This is a genomic window from Flagellimonas amphidinii, assembly GCF_013090115.1.
Taxonomy (GTDB): domain Bacteria; phylum Bacteroidota; class Bacteroidia; order Flavobacteriales; family Flavobacteriaceae; genus Flagellimonas; species Flagellimonas amphidinii.
In genome coordinates, this window is record NZ_JABFNN010000030.1 from 111935 (window position 1) to 129372 (window position 17438).

Here is a 17438-nt window from a genome sequence, read left to right on the forward strand (position 1 = left end):
AAAAGTACCAAATTGAAAGCTAAAAGCATGGCTTGAACCAATAAATCGTATCTTGTAATTGACAAAAACTGCTTTGAAATTGAAAAATGGTATATGGATATTAATTGTCCTGTTACTTGTTGGGTGCTCTGCTGACAACGATTCAGATGAGGATTTGCCAAAAAATCAAGCAACGGATTTTACGGTCATAGGTGAAGATTTGACCAGTGTTTTTCAATATACCTATGATTCAGGATTGAATTCTGGACAAACCTTCAACTTAACACAGGATCTTGGAGTCCCGGTTGATTATTTAACCTTAAACCAGTTAAATGAAACCTTATCTTTTTACTCTTTTTCAAATGGGGCATTCTCTTTGGCGATAAAGAATATAATCACTGAGGAAACACAGCTATATCCCAATTTTTACAACAATACTGCCGAAAGATCTGTTACATGGGGCGTAAACAATACCACCAATGTGTTTTTTGGCTATTTCGGTCCTTTCGACAGCAATGGTTTAGGGCTACAAGATTGGGAACTGGGAGAAGGCACAAGTACTGATGTTTCTGTGGATTTTGGTGTGGATGCCACATTTACCCCTAAACTACATGATAACAAGGTGTATATGGCTTTTAGGGATAACCTTGGGAATTATAAGTTCACTTTTTATGATGCTATAACAATGGTCAAAGGCCCTGTTTTGAATTTCAGTAAGGTACCCATCAGTTTTTTTATCACGGATTCTGGTAATATAGCGGTTGTTAAAAATGAGCTGAATGGAGATTTGGAAATCTACAATCCCGGGGACTTATCCTTTAGAGAACAAACAACCCTGGATATTTCATTGGGGTTTACTGCAGGAGCAGTTAATGATGCTGAACTGGTGGGAAACAATTTATATTTTAATTTCTTCTATCCACAGCCGTCAAGATTTACTAAAGGCCCAGCAGTGTACAATTTGGATACAAAAGAGACCACATTTTTGGATTTGGCAAGCTTGGTCACCCAAGCAGAAGCAGAAATTGGTAAGGCCATAAATCTTACGGTACAGGTCTATGATGCTTCACAAGACATTTTTTTAATTGGGTACGGCACTTTTGATAACCCTATTGAAGGAGGGGTCATTGTAGCTTCAATTGACGGGGAATTGCTGCAACAAATTTCATTGCCTTTTTTTCCTACCTTTTTTGTGAAGAATTAGAAAAGGGATTGTTGGGGCGCTGGACTTTCATGCTCCAACAACCATTTTTTACGATGCAGCCCTCCTGCATATCCGGTCAACTCACCATTGCTTCCTATAACTCGATGGCAAGGAACAATAATCCATAGTGGATTTTTTCCATTGGCTGCGGCAACCGCTCTAATGGCTTTTGGATCCCCCAATTTTTTTGAAAGTTCTAAATAAGAAACTGTTTTCCCGTAGGGAATTTCCAAAAGGGCTTTCCAAACTTTTTTCTGAAAATCGGTGCCGCTTGGGTTCAATTTTAGGTCAAATTGCTTGCGAGTGCCTTCAAAATATTCATGAAATTGGGTTACCGCATCTTGTAGAACAGCTGGAATTATACCTAAAGGTTTATTTTCATCCAAAACCGCTATGGAAATTAATCCATTTATATCGCCTTTAAACTCAGAAATACCAATAGGAGTTTGTAAATAAGCAACTTCCATTAGTTTACTTCATCTTTATCTTCAATAATCCCAAGACGCTTTGCACGGGTTTTCCAGTTCTTTCTGGCCAATACTTGGAGGTCTTCCACGTTGTCACTTTCATCCATTATCTCCAAACCAAGTAAAGTTTCAATAACATCTTCCATGGTTACCAATCCGCTCACAGATCCATACTCATCTACCACTAGTGAAACGTGTTCTCTCTTTTCCACAAACTTTTCAAAAAGCTCAGGAATAGGTTTACTTCTATTGGTCACCAGAATTTCTCGTTTTAAGGTCACCAGATTTTGATCTCCCTTTTTATTGATGATGGCTTCGAGAAGTTCGTCCTTAAGAAAGAACCCGGTTATGTTATCCATGCGGTCTTTGTATAATGGAATACGGGAGAACCGAAGTGGACGATTGGCTTCAAAAAATGTTTGAATGGTGGTATCCTCAGAGGCAATTTTCATGACTGTTCTAGGTGTCATAACATCCTTGGCCAATATTTCATCAAACTTTAAAAGGTTTTTGATCACTTTGGATTCCGATTCTTGAAAAACCCCTTCTTCATGGGCGATATCTGTCATTGCGGTGAAGTCTTCACGACTCAATACACTACCATGGTGTCCTTTTTTGCCTATCAACTTAGTGAACAATTGCAATAACCATAAAAGTCCGGTCCATTTAAGGACAAAGACCATCAGTTTTAATGCTTTTGCGGTAAAATTGGACAGTTGTTTCCAGTAAGTGGCCCCAATGGTTTTCGGGATAATTTCAGAAGCAACCAGAATCAAGATGGTCATAATAGAGGAAACAACCCCTACCATCAAATCTTCTGTAAATTCCAGACCAAAAAAAGTTGTGGTCGAATTCCCGTACATATCGGCATAGGCCACTTTAGCCTGTACACCAACCAGAATGGCCCCAACGGTATGAGCAACGGTGTTTAAGGTCAATATGGCAATTAATGGCTTGTCCACATCTTTTTTCAACGCTTCCAAGGTATGCGCATATTCCTTGCCTTCCTGTTTTTTAACATTAAGGAAAGTTGGGGTAATGCTCAAAAGAACGGCCTCTAAAATGGAGCATAGAAATGAAAAGAAAATGGAGATGAGGGCATAAAATAGTAGTAGTCCCATGAATCTAAGTATTGATTCAAAAGTAACCAAAATTGCATACAACGAGAGATTGTAATGCTGATTTTCTGACGGAATTACTTAATGTCCAAAAAGACGCCCACTGCATAAGAAGGGTCGGCGTAAATGATACGACCATCCAAAGCAGCTCCATAAGTGGCAGAAATACCCAATTTTGGAGTGATGTAATAGGCAGCTTCAAAACCTAATCCAACAAATTCTACATTATTGGCAAAAATGCTTCCTTGATTGTTTTGGGCACTCAGAGATCCATTTTGCAAAGATTGGATGATATCCAGTTTTCCTGCAAGCCACAGGCTATTAAAAAATTGCATGCCAAGTTCAGCACCCACCCGTAGTTCATCCGAAAAATTTTGGGTACGGTTATTAAAACCAAGATAGGTTTTCGCATAGGTGGAGTTATTCGCAATCTTGAATGGGATTCCGGCGGCCACTTTCACTAACTGATTGAATTCCCCATCACCAGTCTGGTAGCTTCCATCGCTTCCACCTGAATCATTTCCGGAGGGAATGCCAAACAACAAAGTTGCCGATACTGCCAACTTTTCTTTCTGGATGATTCCATAGGTCACACCCAAATCAATATCACCAATGGAATTGACCGCTTCTCCTTCAGTGATCAATTCATTTGTGGTTCTTGAAAAAATGTCGTTTTGATAGCTTCTGGCGAAGAATGGAATATATCCCACCAAGTTCCATCTATCTGTTACCCCATATTCGGCATAAAGGTTCGCATTGAACTGTCCTCGTGTAGCATTGGGTTCAATTCCGCCAGTGTCCGTGTAATGTTCATCTGCTTCCAAATACCATGCAGACAATTTGTAATATCCATCCCCGGTTTTTCGGGTCCATTGCCCATATGAAAAATGGCATGTAATCAGAATTGCAACTAAAATGAGTTTGTATAGTTTCATCATGTGTCTTCGTGTTTTAATTGATTAGGCCATCACCAACTTTTACGCTGAAGGGCTTGCACCAATACAACAAGTATTGGTAATCGTTGATTCCGGTGTCTGGAATAGCATAGGAATGTGCGCCATCAAACACGGTCACCGCACCCACCTCCAAGGCTCCATTAATAGAGTTGGGATTATTGCTGAGATAGAGATACAGCCCTGGAAGACTTGATGAGGCCACATAATTGCTATTAAACGACAACAAAAGGCTTTTTCCGCTGGTTTCCAAGGCAAATTCCCCTTCCAAATCATAGCTGCTGGTAGAGCGGATGGTTCCGCTTCTATTGGACTCTTGATTGTTTTCCATTTCTTCAGTGGAGACTACAATTTCATCTTGGTCGGAGATAGTCTCTCCATCAAAAACCACGGACACACTTATTGTAGCTTGACCTTCCGTAAGGGCAGTAGCTAAACCTTGTTCATTAATGGTGATAATGGATTCATTGGAGCTGGACCAACTTACACCGGTGTTCTCTGGTTGGCCAATGGTATTAAAAAAAGTAGCAGAATAAGTGTGGGTATCAGAGGTTTGTAGACCGATAATGGGATTGTCTATCCGAACAGCTGGTTCTACAAAATCATCGATATAATCTTTACCGATACACCCTATAAATACTAATGGAAGAAAGACCCAAACAATAAATTGATAACGAGTGGCAAGGAAATACTTCATTTTTAATGAATTTTCCCTCCATTAGTTATTGTTCAGAAAAAAACCTTACAGATGTCTTAAAAAATTAATGGTCTTTGTAGTTATTGTGCATACTTGTAGAGGCTCTATAAAAGACATCTTGCAGTTCGGTTCTAATGTTCAGTTCATATAGATTTCTGTGGTCCCTAAACGGATAAACACGGTTGGAAAGGAAAATAAAGACCAGCTCATTTTCTGGGTCGGCCCAAACAAAAGTTCCTGTAAATCCGGAGTGGCCAAAACTGCTTTTGCTGGCCAAGGGAGAGGGGTAAGCTTCTTTAATCGCCAAAGTATCATTCCCCAAAAGGGGTTTGTCAAAACCTAATCCTCTGCGGTTTTCGTTTTCTGGAAATTGTACAGTGGTAAATTCTTTGACGACTTCTTTTGAAATGAGTTGTTTGTTGCCAACTGCTCCGTAATTTTTATAGAATAGCATGATTTTGGCCAGGTCATGGGCGGTGCCAAATAAACCGGCGTTTCCAGAAACTCCTCCTTTTAATGCGGCATTTTCATCGTGTACCCAGCCCTGCACCAGAGCTTTTCTAAATAGTGTATCTTTTTCGGTAGGGACTATGCTGTTTGGAAAGCCTTTTTTGCTGGGATTGAACCCCAAGGTTGTGCATCCGAGAGGGTCATAGAAATTTTGTTTCAAATAGGTTTCGTAAGCTGTTTTGGTCAATTGTTCAATCAATTCAGGGTAAATGAGGAAGGATAGTCCTGAATAGCGGTATTTTTTTTCATCGGAAACTTTGGAGCGATTGATCATCCGATGCATCTTTCTTTCAAAGTGATTGCTGATGTAGAGATTCGAATAAACCTGTTTATTAAATTTTTTGCTCTGTTGATTTCTGATAAATCGCTTTTTGATCTTTTCTTTTTTCATCACTTTTTGTAGAAAAATGATGTACGGAATCAATCCCGCTTGGTGGCTCAAAATTTGACGCAGTGTCAGCTCTTTTTTGTCTTTTCGGTGACGCCATGGTTTCCAATACGTGCTGAAAGGTTTGTCCAAGTCCAGTTGATGCTCATCCACCATTTTCATTAAGGCAGGAAGCGGACCTGTGATTTTGGTAACCGATGCCAAATCATATATATCATCTAAGGCAACAGGTTGAATACTGTCATACGTATGGTAGCCATAGGCTTTGTGAAAAATTATGGTGTCATTTTTGGCCACCAGCAATTGTGCGCCAGGAAAAGCTTCTTGTTGAATGCCCAATCCCATGATGGAATCTACCTTTTCGGAAATAAAATTTCCATCCAATTCAAATTCAGCAGGAGAAGCAAAGGGGAGTTTGTTTTGGGGGATAGCCGTTTTACAAAAAGCTGAAACAGTAATAGCAACTAAAAGTGATTTCTTTCCAAAAACCATAGGCTAGCTCATCATTCTAATAAAATCCTTGGCGAAATAACTTGCAATGATATTGGCTCCAGCTCTTTTGATGGCAGTCAATTGTTCCAACATCACCGCATCATGGTCCAGCCAACCTTTTTCGGCTGCGGCTTTCAGCATGGCATATTCCCCTGAAACTTGATACACAGCAACGGGAACATCCACTTCATTTTTGATTTCCCGAACAATGTCCAAATAGGGGAGTCCTGGTTTTACCATGACAATATCTGCGCCTTCATCAATATCCATTTGGGTTTCACGAATGGCCTCAAACCGATTGGCAAAGTCCATCTGGTAAGTTTTTTTGTCCTTGGGAACATTGGCAATATCCACAGGAGCGGAATCCAGAGCATCTCGGAAAGGGCCGTAGTAAGCACTTGCGTATTTGGCCGAGTAGCTCATAATTCCGGTATTTTGGAATCCTTCATCTTCCAAAGCTTCGCGAATGGTAAGAATGCGACCATCCATCATATCGCTTGGTGCGACAATATCTGCGCCAGCTTTAGCATGGGAAACGCTCATTTCTGCCAACACTTCCGCAGTTTCATCATTTAAAATTTGTCCTTCTGCCACTATACCATCGTGCCCATAGGAAGAAAAAGGGTCTAGTGCTACATCGGTCATGACCAACATATCTGGACAGCTATTTTTTACTGTTTTAATGGCACGTTGCATCAATCCGTCTGGATTTAAGGCTTCAGTTCCTTTGTTATCCTTTAAATCATCAGGAACTTTTACGAAAAGCAAAACTGCACAAAAGCCCATCTGCCATAATTCCTTGATTTCTTTGTCCAACTGATCCAGACTCAATCTATAATAGTTGGGCATGGAAGGAATTTCTTCCTTGATTCCTTTTCCTTCAACCACAAAAAGTGGCACCAAAAAATCATCTGGGGTAACTATGGTTTCCCGCACCAACCTTCTGATGGATGCGGAGGCTCTTAGCCTTCTATTTCGGATTAATGGATACATGTCTTTATATTTCTATTTGACCAATGAGATAGGGAACTGCTTTTCCTGAGATTTTAACACGATCTCCTAAATGTTCGCAGACCAAATCACCACCTCTTTTGGAAAGTTGTTTGGCAGTCATTTTGGTTTTGTTCAATGCCTTGGACCAATAGGGGGACAACGATGTATGTGCTGAACCGGTAACAGGGTCTTCTGGGATGCCACATTTTGGAGCAAAGAAACGCGAAACAAAATCCACATCATCTCCTGGAGCGGTCACGATAACTCCTCTGCAATCGATTTGGTCCAATAGTAAAAAATTGGGATTGATGGCCTCAACCTCTTGTTGCGAATTATAAATGAGAACGTAATCTGTTTTTCCTTTAAGGGTTTTTATGGGAGTAAGTCCAATTGCTGTGTCTATTTCTTGAATATTTCGTATGGCAACAATCTCATCCGTTGGAAAATCCATGGTCATCCATCCATTGGATGCTTTTTCAACAAGCAGTTCTCCACTTCGGGGAGAATAAAAGTGAATGGTCTTGTCCATTACACCATGATAATTGAAAAGCATATAAGCTGAAGCCAGTGTGGCGTGTCCGCAAAGGTCAACCTCAACTTCCGGAGTGAACCAGCGCAACTCAAAAGTGCTGTTCTTTTGAACAATGAAAGCAGTTTCTGCTAGATTATTTTCTTGCGCGATTTGTTGCATTAGACCATTTTCCAGCCAATCATCCAGCATACAAACAGCTGCTGGGTTGCCCCCAAAAACATGGTCGGTAAATGCGTCAATTTGGTATATGGTGAGTTTCATGCTGTAAAGCTAGTGATTATACCCATTCCTTGGGTTTTTCCAATACTTGTATTAGCTTTTCCTCTTCACTGCCTTTTTCAGGATGGTGATCGTATTGCCATTGTACATGTGGAGGAAGGCTCATCAAAATACTTTCAATTCTGCCATTGGTCCGCAGCCCGAACAAGGTTCCTTTATCATGCACCAAGTTGAATTCCACATAACGACCGCGTCTAATTTCTTGCCAATCCCTTTGTTTTTGGGTATAAGGCTGTTCTTTTCTTTTGAGGACGATTGGTATATAAGCTTTCAGGAAACTATCCCCCACTTCGGCTACAAAGTTGTACCAATCTTGCATTTGCATGGTTTCTGTTGCTTTGCAATAGTCAAAAAATAACCCACCAACACCTCTGGCTTCATTCCTGTGAGCATTCCAGAAGTATTCGTCACATTTCTTCTTATAGGTATTATAAAATTCAGGTTGATGTGCATCGCAACTATTTTTGCAGACTGTGTGAAAGTGCTTTGCATCTTCTTCAAACAAATAGTAAGGAGTAAGGTCTTGTCCACCACCAAACCACTGATCTACAATATTTCCTTCCTTATCATACATTTCAAAATAACGCCAATTGGCATGAACTGTCGGCACCATTGGATTTTTTGGATGCAATACCAAACTAAGACCGCAGGCAAAGAAATCCGCATCATCGACCTCGAAATATTGTTGCATTGTTTTAGGAAGTTCTCCATGAACAGCCGAAATATTTACCCCTCCTTTTTCAAAAACGGCCCCGTTTTCAATAACCCGAGTCCTTCCGCCTCCGCCTTCGGCGCGTTTCCAAATATCTTCTTTGAATTTGGCCGTTCCGTCCACTTCTTCCAATTTGGAGGTGATGGTATCTTGAAGTTGTTGGATGTAGGTATAAAATTTATTTTTCATTTGTCAATATGTATCGTTCCATATCCAAAGGCTTTTCATTTGGGGGATGGTAGGCTTTAGGTATGGTGTTTTTCCAAGTATAACCACATTTTTCAGCAACGCCAATACTAGCTCTGTTTGTTTTATGAACTACAATTTTTAATATGTTGAGGCCAAGCTTATGAAATGCAAATTCTGAAACTTGTTCAACACTAGCAGTTGCCCAGCCTTTTCCTTGATATTTTTTGCCCAAGCAATAAGCAATTTCACCTTTTCCATCATTCCAATCTAAATCTTTAAGAATGACCAGACCTGCAACCAAACTATTTTTTGATTCTTTAATGGCAAATGTAAACTCGGTTTTAGATTTTATTTCTTCAGATTTTTTAAGAATATATTTTTTTGAATCATATATGCGTAAATTTTGTTCCATTGTTTTGGGGAAGAAACGATTAAAAATATCAACATTGGAAACCATCAATAGATTTAAACTTTTCGCATCATTTGGATTTAAATATTCTATTTTGAATCCTTTATCCATATATTACTCATCAATGATATGAACCAGTCTATTTTCCAATTTTGTAATGTCTTCTGGAGCTGTTATTTTTTGTGATTGTGTTGTCATTTCCTTGAAAATTTCCAAGACATTGGTTTTTGGTTGCTGAATTGTCTTCATAAAAATATGACGCCCAACTTTGTTGTTGTGCAAATCCATTAGTTTGTCCAACTCTCTATTGGGAAAGGCATTTTCATGCCAATCTGTTACTTTTTTTGTCCAGGTCAACACTTTATTTTCATTCCTCCTCACACTAAGGCACTTCTCTGCAATGGCATAATTCCAATAGGCATGTCTAAAAGCATTTGCAGGTCCGTTTCTAAAATGAAGTCGACCATACAGTTCTGTTGACATTTTGAGACATTCTTTAGTGGCTCTAATGGTGGGGATGATAAATGCCGGATGGCGAAAACCTAAAAATAAGATTTTCAATAGATTTTTAAAACTTACCCTTCTTAGTACCTCAAATGGGTTCACTACTTGTATTCTTTTACGGCATCAATAAATGCTTTTGCATTTTCAATGGGGATATTGGGCAAAATACCATGACCTAAATTCACAATGTATTTGTCCTTGCCAAATTCTCGGATCATCTGCGTAACCATTTTTTTGATTTCAGATGGGGGAGAAAGTAATCGAGCAGGATCAAAGTTGCCTTGCAAGGTAATATTACCACCAGTCAGGTAGCGTGCATTTTGGGCAGAACACGTCCAGTCCACCCCAACGGCAGATGCTCCCGACTGTGCCATTTCTTTTAGCGCAAACCAACATCCTTTTCCAAATACGATTACTGGCACCATTTCTTTTAGGGCATCAATAATTTGCTGGATATAAGGCCAAGAAAATTCCAAATAGTCCTTGGGGGACAACATTCCACCCCAGGAATCAAATATCTGTACCGCGTTTACACCTGCTTTTACCTTAGCTTTTAAGTAAGCGATTGTGGTATCTGTTATTCTTTGCAATAATTGATGTGCAACTTCAGGTTGCTGAAAACAAAACCCCCTTGCCTTGTCAAAACTTTTACTGCCTTGACCTTCTACGCAATAGCACAAAATGGTCCAAGGAGAACCTGCAAAACCAATCAATGGAATTTCATCATTCAATTTTTCCTTGGTCATGGTGATGGCATCCAACACATAGCCCAAAGAATCTTGGATATTGGGAATAATTACCTTCTCTAAATCTTCTTTGGATCGAATAGGATTGGGTAAGTATGGGCCAAAATTGGGTTTCATCTGAACCTCAATATCCATGGCCTGCGGAATCACCAAAATGTCACTGAACAAAATGGCTGCATCCATTCCATAACGTCGAATAGGCTGAACAGTAATTTCTGAAGCCAATTCAGGGGTCTGGCAACGGGTGAAGAAATCATATTTTTCTTTGAGCTCCATGAATTCGGGAAGATACCGACCGGCTTGTCGCATCATCCAAACTGGGGGGCGGTCAACAGTTTCACCTTTAAGTGCGCGTAGGAACAAATCGTTTTTAATCATGTTGTTTGAAATATTTTATGGCTTGAACCAAGACATTTTCCACAGTAGGTCTATTGGCCGTAATGATGTTGTTGGTATGTTTTTTTGCTTCAGAAGCAGTTGTATTTCCAATACAGAAAACCATGCTTTCTCCCATGGAATTCTCTACAAGAAAACTTTTGATTCCACTAGGGCTATAGAAAAGTATCCCATCAAAAGAGCGATTGAACTTCTTAGGGTTTAAAATTGTATTGTAAACCTGAACTTCTTTATACCGAATGTTATTTTTTTCTAAGCTTGAAGGTAATTCGTCTCTTCTTTGATTGCCACATAAAAACAAAAATGTTTCATTTTGGTGGTTTTTGAAGATGAAATCAGCCAAATCTGTAGCATTTTTGGTAGTTTTTACAACTTTTAGGTTGTTTTCCTCCAAAATCATTTTTGTTTTTTCTCCTACACAAAAGCACTGAAAGTTTACATAATCCCATGCTTTAGTTTGTGACAAAAATGCTTTAACCCCATTTTTACTTGTAAAAATGTAGTTGCTAAATCCTTGTGGAATGTTCACTTTCAACAATTCAATATGCAATGCATCCTGCTCCACCAGACCCAATCCCGAGTTGAGCAGCAATTCTTTTTGAGGCAGGCTGAGCAATTTAGTGGAGAGCACTGTTTTCATTTCTAATTTCCTTCATTAGTGCATCGCCTCCTTTTTTCAGAATCTCTTCTGCGCAAGCTTTCCCAAAATCTTTGACTTTAGGCAGGGGAACCGTTTTTTCGATTTCAATTTTTTGCTTCCCATCCAACGAAAACAAAGCACCCGTAAAATAAACCGATTGTTCTTTTATTTGGGCTATTGCGCCGATGGGAGCCGTACAGCCACCTTCCAGGGTGCGTAAAAATTCACGTTCAATATTTGTGGCAATCTCAGAACCTTCATGATTGAGTTTCCCCAAGGCTTCTCTTGATAATTCATCCTCCTCTTTGGCAACAACCATCATGGCGCCTTGCGCTGGAGCCGGAATCATCCAATCTAATAACAAAGCATCTTTTGGCATTAATTTGATACGTTGAAGTCCAGCTTGGGCAAAAATGGCTCCCTCCCAATCGTTTTCGATGAGTTTAAGTAGCCGGGTATTGACATTGCCACGTAAATCAACTACAGCATGTTCGGGATATTTATGCAACCATTGGGCTTTTCTTCGTAGGCTACCTGTAGCGATGGTGATATTTTCATTTGATTCCAGAAAACCCAATCCTTTATGCACCAAAATATCATGGGCAACAGCACGTTCCAAAACAGCAACTTGCACAATGCCTTTGGGCAACTGCGTTGGCACATCCTTCATGGAATGAACAGCAATATCTATTTGACCTTTTAGTAGCGCAACATCCAACGTCTTGGTAAAAATTCCAGTAACACCCAATTCATAAAGGGGTTTGTCCAGAATTTGATCTCCTGTTGATTTAATGGGAACGAGGGACGTATCATACCCCAACTCCTCAAGTTTTTGCTGAACGGTGTTTGCTTGCCATAGCGCTAATTCACTATCGCGGGTGCCAATTCGTATGATTTTGCTCATTTGGAATCAATTTCTAGCTGAAAGACTTTTTGGATAAGTTCAAGACTGTCTTCCGTATCTACTTCTGAGCTTTTCAGGTGGTTGGCAAATTGCTTGGTTATTTTTTGAATGATGCGCTCTGAAATCATCTCTGCCTGATGTTGGTCAAAATCAGATATTTTTTTGGAATGAAAATCAATCTCCTCTGCCTTCATGGTCTTGAGTTTTTCCTTGAGCGCATTAATTACAGGTGCAAACTTTCGAGTTTCCAACCATTTTAAAAAGTCCTTTTTTACACTCTCGATGATTCCTTGTGCCTTTGGAATATCTTTTTTACGCTGTGCAAGTGTCTCATCCGTTATTTGCGAAAGCTGGTCCAAGTGTACCAAAGAAATATTTTCTAGATCTAAAACATCATCAGAAACATTTTTTGGCACAGAAAGATCTAAAATCAATAAAGGTTTTTTGGTGTGGATGAGTGCTTTTGAAATGGTGGGCAATTGAGCTCCGGTGGCCACGACCAAGATATCTGTTTTTCTTATTTCCGTTTGCAGATCACCGTAATCCTTCACGGTGAGTTTGAACTTTCCAGCAATGGCCTCTGCCTTTTCCCGAGTCCTATTGATTAAGGTAATATGGGAATTGTTGGAATGTTTGATGAGGTTTTCGCAAGTGTTTCTTCCAATTTTCCCTGTTCCAAACAGTAAAATGTTCTTATCAGAAATATTGGGAATAGTGTTCAAAATATATTTTACCGATGCAAAAGCCACAGAGGTAGCTCCAGAGGACAGGTCGGTTTCATTTTTGATGCGCTTGCTGGCCTGAATCACTGCATTGCACAAACGCTCCAAAAACGGGTTGGCCATGTCTTGTTTTTTAGAGCGATAAAATCCTTGTTTAATTTGACTTATGATTTCAAAATCTCCAAGAATTTGGCTGTCCAAGCCAGTTCCCACTTTGAACATATGTGAAATAGCATCATGATTTTTATACACATAGGCCACTTTTTGAAACTCTTCGACCGTGCCAAGAGTCTCCTCACAAAGTAATTTAATAAGCTGATAAGGATGTTGGGCAAAACCGTAGAGTTCCGTTCTGTTGCATGTGGAGATTGCCAAAAGGCCATCAACCCCAAGCTCTTTGGCTTTGACCATGACACTGTCTATGGCCGGAACATCCAAACTAAACTTTCCCCTAACCTCTGCATCTGCCTTCTTGTAACTAAGCCCAATAGCATAGAAGGAATTATGTCGTGAAATATGGTAGTTCCTCATAAAGGATAAAAATCGTGACGCAAAAATAAAAGCATTGTTTCTTAAAAAATAACGCCAGCGGAACTATTAATGACAAACACAAGTGCCTTTAGCGTTATTTTTGGCTAAATCTGCCAAAAACACTGATTTTATTGATATATTTGATGTACTCTAAATTAATTTAGAGTCATTCTAAATAGAGCTTTTAATCAAAATAAATACATGATATCCATGAAAAATGTCGCCAAAGGTTCATATAGGGAAGTGTTGGTTGAAGATGGTTTTTATGTCCTTAAAATTCAGAATGATACGGATGAACCGAAAGTTATTGAGCGTGAAATTGACAGTTCTTTCATTCAGTTTCATTTTTGTTTAAAGGGAGAGTCCAAATTCTATTTTAATCAAGGAGCCTATCATTTAGAAGTTTCGGAAGAAAATTCTTTACTACTTTATAATACGCAGAAAGACTTGCCATTACATTTAATGGTATCTCCAAAAACTTGGCTGTTATCAGTAGTGATGACGATACGGAACTTTCATTCTCTTTTTTCATCCGAAGCCAGTTATATTCCTTTTTTGAGCGAGGAGAACAAGGAAAAGAAATACTATTCCCAAGAAGTTGTTTCACCGGCCATTGCTGTTGTGTTGAGCCAATTGATGAACTACAATTTACATCCGTCCATCAAACAATTATATGTAAAGGGAAAGGTTTACGAATTGATTTCACTCTATTTCAACAAGACTGAGGACGCCGATTTGGAGCAATGTCCTTTTCTGGCCGATGAAGATAATGTTCGGCGCATAAAACTGGCCAAAGAAATTATTATCTCCCGTATGGCGGAACCTCCTTCGCTTTCTGAACTCTCCAAAGAAATTGGTCTTAGCTTGAAAAAATTAAAAGAAGGATTTAAACAGATCTATGGCGATTCCGTGTATAGCTTTTTGTTCGATTACAAAATGGAATACGCCAGAAAAATGTTGGAAACAGGCAAGCATAATGTAAACGAAGTGGGGTTAAAAGTTGGATATAGCACAGCCAGTCATTTTATTGCCTCATTTAAAAAGAAATATGGCACAACGCCAAAAAAATATTTAACTTCCAATACCTAAAAACGTACCAATGAAAAATATAAAATTATCCTTGCTTTGGATAATAGGTTTTGTGCTGTGTATTAATGCACAAGACAATCCAACAACAAAAGATGGCCAAGCCGTTAAGATGCCAGAACTTGTTATGGTTTTTACCAAAACTGCAGGTTACCGGCATAAATCGATAGAAAAAGGAGTGCAGACCTTAAGGGAATTGGGCAGAAAAAATGGTTTTGTGGCTTTGCAAACGGAAACAGGAGAGGATTTTAGCCACCAGAATTTAAAAAACTATAAACTGGTAGTGTTTTTAAGTACTACCATGGATGTTTTGAATGATAGTCAGCAAGAAGCCTTTAAAAAATACATTCAAAATGGGGGGAGTTATCTGGGAATCCATGCAGCTTCTGATACCGAATATGATTGGCGTTGGTATGGTAAACTAGTAGGAGGTTATTTTGAAAGTCATCCCAATAACCCCAATGTGTTGGATGCTAAAATTCAAGTTTTGGATAAAACACATCCCTCCACATCACATTTACCAGACACTTGGACAAGAAGTGATGAGTGGTACAATTACAAAAACCTGAATCCAGATGTAACTGTGTTAATGAACTTGGATGAAAGCAGTTATTCCGGAGGTACTAATGGTAAAAATCACCCCATTGCTTGGTACCACATCTATGATGGAGGTAGAGCTTTCTATACGGGAGGAGGCCATACGGAAGCATCTTTTGATGAACCACAATTCAGACAGCACCTATTGGGTGCCATTGAATGGTGTTTAGGGAGAAAGTAGCGCAGGCCTGGCCACTATAATTCCAATATTGCTTTTGATACCCTTGAGGTAATCCGCCAACGGTTCTTTGGTAATCTCAACTTTGCCATTTTTACTGGATGCATGGAGCAGATGTAATCTTCCATCAGGTTGATGGATGGCAATACCGGTATGGGTCACATCCAACCCTTTTATTGAAGTGGCCAGAGCAATAACATCTCCGGATTGGATCAGATTTTCTTTTGATTCAATCTTGTCTTTGGGCAAATAACAAAGGTTTTCTTCTGCCAGTTCTTTTTCAACTTCCAACATGGCATTGAAGTTGTTCTCATCTGTTAGAAATGGGTACAAAGAACGGTGTGTTCCCATAAAATTGATAGGTTTGTGGAGCTCTTCACCACCGATTTCAGCGGTAATATCCTCAACCAAACCTTTGGATTGATTGTTTCTTATCCATTCCGTAAAGTAATGCAAGCGAGATGGATAGTCATTTAATCGTCCATTTCTATACCGAATGGTTTCTAAATTATGGGTGAACTCCTCAAAGGAATCAAGGCCATTTGTCAACATTAAACTGAATGTCAAGACATTTTCAACAAAAGTGGTGCAATCCAATCCTCTTAAATTGATTACTAGGGTTTCTTTAGTACCTACTTCCAATGTTTTTTCAACGTAGGGAGTTCCTAAAAAACTTTTTCCAATATCAATAATTACATCATTCCCTTGAACATTTTCAAATGCTCGTAGGTCTTGCATTTTGGTAAGAAACAGCGAAGAATCTTTTGGTGAACATGTAATTTGTTGAGCTGCAACAAAAGTTGTCAAAAGTAAAGAGTAGAAAAGTAAAAAAGATTTCATTCTTAATTATAAATAAGGAATATTTCTGAAACTGAACCTTGAGTATTGTCTTGAGAAGAACTTAGTTGAATTTGTTTATAGTCTAATTCTTCAACATTTAATGTAGGATGAAGATTGAGGATATCTTCTGGTAATTCTGGGATTATTTTATATTGATAGTTTTTTCTTGATAAAAATGTCCAAGTGCTAGAACTATTAGGCAAAGGGTTGTTTTGATCAAAATCCAAATGCTCCCAAGAAACCTCTTTGTTGTCAAAATCAATGTCAATATTGAAAATAAAATTATCAATTGCTGGATTTGTGATGTTTAAATTAGGCTTTGTCGGAACGTTGAAGTCTCTAAACTTTCCTCCACTTCTGCCTGTTGCGTACGAATATCCATCAAGATGCATGAACATTGATAGATTATACTTGGGAAACCTATCTATAAAACAGAATTTCCATGTTGTGTTTTCTTCTGTCAAACTAGAATTTACGTTATAATAAGTTGTTGTATAACCAATTTGGCTATTGGGGTCTTCTGTTTCTTCAAATCCGACTAAACGGGCAAGTATAAAATTATATGGTGGTATTAAAATATCAACGATATCATCACTTGATTCAAAATCTTCATAGTCAAGTGTAAAATCTGTCCCGTCACCATATTCTAAAAATGTATGCTTAAAGTTTCCACTGCCATTTTGGTCAAAAGTTGTGATTAGGTAATCATTAGCACCTAATTGTTTCTCTTTTGTATAATATGAGGTAATAAGGTTGTTATCTATTTGTTGCCCCCCCCATCCACTTGTATTTTGACCATAAATATTTGAAAAAATAGTACTTTTCCCCTGGGGAATGTTTGTTAGTTTTAAATCAAATTGACCTTCAACTTCTATTTGTTTCACAAAAGGACTTTCGAAATCCCATATAGCTCCTTTTGGGATTTCAGAATGAGTTTTTATGTTGTAATATTCAGTATTTCCCTTTTGAATAGTCAAATCTGTAACGAATAGAGTTGACGAAACTGTTTTTTCTGTTTCGAAAATAATAGTACTTCCTCCTTTATATTGTGCATAATTTAATAAATTACCCTCATCATCATGTACTAAAATCCATTTCTCATTAAAAGAGTCCATATAACCCTCTCCTACATTTAGAGTGAAATAAACTTCGGTAATGTTATTTTCCTCTTCTTGTTCAACTACAGGGTCATTGGTATTTGAGCATGAAAAAAACAGAAGGGAAAGAATTATGAAATACTTGTTCAAATTGTTTATGGACATTTTTGAGTTTTATATGCAACCTATAAAAAAAGAAACATCTATAATATTTTTTTAGATAAAGAACTAATGGTTAGGGATAGATGTTTTGAAAACCGTATGGAGGCTATACC

Annotated in this window: 19 protein-coding genes; 3 read left to right on the plus strand and 16 right to left on the minus strand. The window is 38.6% G+C overall.

Translation table 11 applies throughout. The features are described 5' to 3' along the window. The first annotated feature begins 79 nt into the window (after nt 1-79). Nucleotides 80-1183, plus strand: a complete 1104-nt coding sequence (locus tag HJC33_RS07160) for a hypothetical protein (protein ID WP_171658128.1) — start codon at nt 80-82, stop codon at nt 1181-1183. Here the strand turns inward: HJC33_RS07160 and HJC33_RS07165 are convergent. The 14 genes from HJC33_RS07165 to hemA all read right to left on the minus strand — a co-directional run bounded on the left by HJC33_RS07165 (nt 1180) and on the right by hemA (nt 13365). Continuing rightward, nucleotides 1180-1650, minus strand: a complete 471-nt coding sequence (locus tag HJC33_RS07165) for a methylated-DNA--[protein]-cysteine S-methyltransferase (protein ID WP_171658129.1) — start codon at nt 1648-1650, stop codon at nt 1180-1182. The two genes, HJC33_RS07160 and HJC33_RS07165, sit on opposite strands and share 4 nt — an antisense overlap. Continuing rightward, on the minus strand, nt 1650-2771 hold the full coding sequence (locus tag HJC33_RS07170) for a CNNM domain-containing protein (RefSeq protein WP_171658130.1): 1122 nt from the start codon (nt 2769-2771) through the stop codon (nt 1650-1652). The genes HJC33_RS07165 and HJC33_RS07170 overlap by 1 nt, the downstream gene beginning before the upstream one ends. 74 nt (nt 2772-2845) lie before the next feature. Further along, a complete protein-coding gene (locus HJC33_RS07175) occupies nt 2846-3706 on the minus strand; it encodes a hypothetical protein (RefSeq protein ID WP_171658131.1) in 861 nt (286 codons plus the stop codon). Nucleotides 3707-3719: 13 nt separating this feature from the next. Beyond that, nucleotides 3720-4418 carry an Ig-like domain-containing protein gene (locus HJC33_RS07180; RefSeq protein WP_171658132.1) on the minus strand — a complete coding sequence of 233 codons (699 nt, stop codon included), beginning with the start codon at nt 4416-4418 and terminating at the stop codon, nt 3720-3722. A 64-nt stretch (nt 4419-4482) separates the two neighbouring features. After that, nucleotides 4483-5808 carry a serine hydrolase domain-containing protein gene (locus HJC33_RS07185; RefSeq protein ID WP_171658133.1) on the minus strand — a complete coding sequence of 442 codons (1326 nt, stop codon included), beginning with the start codon at nt 5806-5808 and terminating at the stop codon, nt 4483-4485. Between the two features lie 3 nt (nt 5809-5811). Then, on the minus strand, nt 5812-6801 hold the full coding sequence (hemB, locus tag HJC33_RS07190) for a porphobilinogen synthase (protein ID WP_171658134.1): 990 nt from the start codon (nt 6799-6801) through the stop codon (nt 5812-5814). Nucleotides 6802-6805: 4 nt separating this feature from the next. After that, entirely contained in the window at nt 6806-7594 is a 789-nt protein-coding gene (locus tag HJC33_RS07195; RefSeq protein WP_171658135.1) for a PhzF family phenazine biosynthesis protein, read from the minus strand. Between the two features lie 16 nt (nt 7595-7610). Continuing rightward, on the minus strand, nt 7611-8513 hold the full coding sequence (gene hemF, locus HJC33_RS07200) for an oxygen-dependent coproporphyrinogen oxidase (RefSeq protein WP_171658136.1): 903 nt from the start codon (nt 8511-8513) through the stop codon (nt 7611-7613). Continuing rightward, nucleotides 8503-9033: a GNAT family N-acetyltransferase gene (locus HJC33_RS07205; RefSeq protein WP_171658137.1), complete on the minus strand. Its 531-nt coding sequence runs from the start codon at nt 9031-9033 to the stop codon at nt 8503-8505. Before HJC33_RS07205 ends, hemF begins: the two co-directional genes overlap by 11 nt. A 3-nt stretch (nt 9034-9036) precedes the next feature. Next, a complete protein-coding gene (locus tag HJC33_RS07210) occupies nt 9037-9528 on the minus strand; it encodes a DUF6973 domain-containing protein (protein ID WP_409557874.1) in 492 nt (163 codons plus the stop codon). Beyond that, entirely contained in the window at nt 9528-10550 is a 1023-nt protein-coding gene (hemE, locus tag HJC33_RS07215; RefSeq protein ID WP_171658139.1) for a uroporphyrinogen decarboxylase, read from the minus strand. The genes HJC33_RS07210 and hemE overlap by 1 nt, the downstream gene beginning before the upstream one ends. After that, entirely contained in the window at nt 10543-11208 is a 666-nt protein-coding gene (locus HJC33_RS07220; protein ID WP_171658140.1) for a uroporphyrinogen-III synthase, read from the minus strand. The genes hemE and HJC33_RS07220 overlap by 8 nt, the downstream gene beginning before the upstream one ends. Next, nucleotides 11186-12112: a hydroxymethylbilane synthase gene (gene hemC, locus HJC33_RS07225; protein ID WP_171658141.1), complete on the minus strand. Its 927-nt coding sequence runs from the start codon at nt 12110-12112 to the stop codon at nt 11186-11188. The genes HJC33_RS07220 and hemC overlap by 23 nt, the downstream gene beginning before the upstream one ends. After that, complete coding sequence (hemA, locus tag HJC33_RS07230; RefSeq protein WP_171658142.1) at nt 12109-13365, minus strand: glutamyl-tRNA reductase; 1257 nt, start codon at nt 13363-13365, stop codon at nt 12109-12111. The genes hemC and hemA overlap by 4 nt, the downstream gene beginning before the upstream one ends. Nucleotides 13366-13566: 201 nt before the next feature. Between hemA and HJC33_RS07235 the strand changes: the two genes are divergently transcribed. Together HJC33_RS07235 and HJC33_RS07240 are read left to right on the plus strand one after the other, a co-directional pair. Continuing rightward, nucleotides 13567-14454, plus strand: coding sequence for a helix-turn-helix domain-containing protein (locus HJC33_RS07235; protein WP_171658143.1), 888 nt, complete (start codon nt 13567-13569; stop codon nt 14452-14454). A 10-nt stretch (nt 14455-14464) separates the two neighbouring features. Next, on the plus strand, nt 14465-15229 hold the full coding sequence (locus HJC33_RS07240; protein ID WP_171658144.1) for a ThuA domain-containing protein: 765 nt from the start codon (nt 14465-14467) through the stop codon (nt 15227-15229). Here HJC33_RS07240 and HJC33_RS07245 read toward each other — a convergent pair. Both HJC33_RS07245 and HJC33_RS07250 read right to left on the minus strand, forming a co-directional pair. Beyond that, the gene (locus HJC33_RS07245; protein WP_246245504.1) at nt 15215-15964 is read right to left on the minus strand and encodes an N-acetylmuramoyl-L-alanine amidase-like domain-containing protein; all 750 of its coding nucleotides are present in this window, start codon (nt 15962-15964) and stop codon (nt 15215-15217) included. The two genes, HJC33_RS07240 and HJC33_RS07245, sit on opposite strands and share 15 nt — an antisense overlap. A 104-nt stretch (nt 15965-16068) precedes the next feature. After that, nucleotides 16069-17328 carry a hypothetical protein gene (locus HJC33_RS07250; RefSeq protein ID WP_171658146.1) on the minus strand — a complete coding sequence of 420 codons (1260 nt, stop codon included), beginning with the start codon at nt 17326-17328 and terminating at the stop codon, nt 16069-16071. Between the last annotated feature and the right edge of the window lie 110 nt (nt 17329-17438).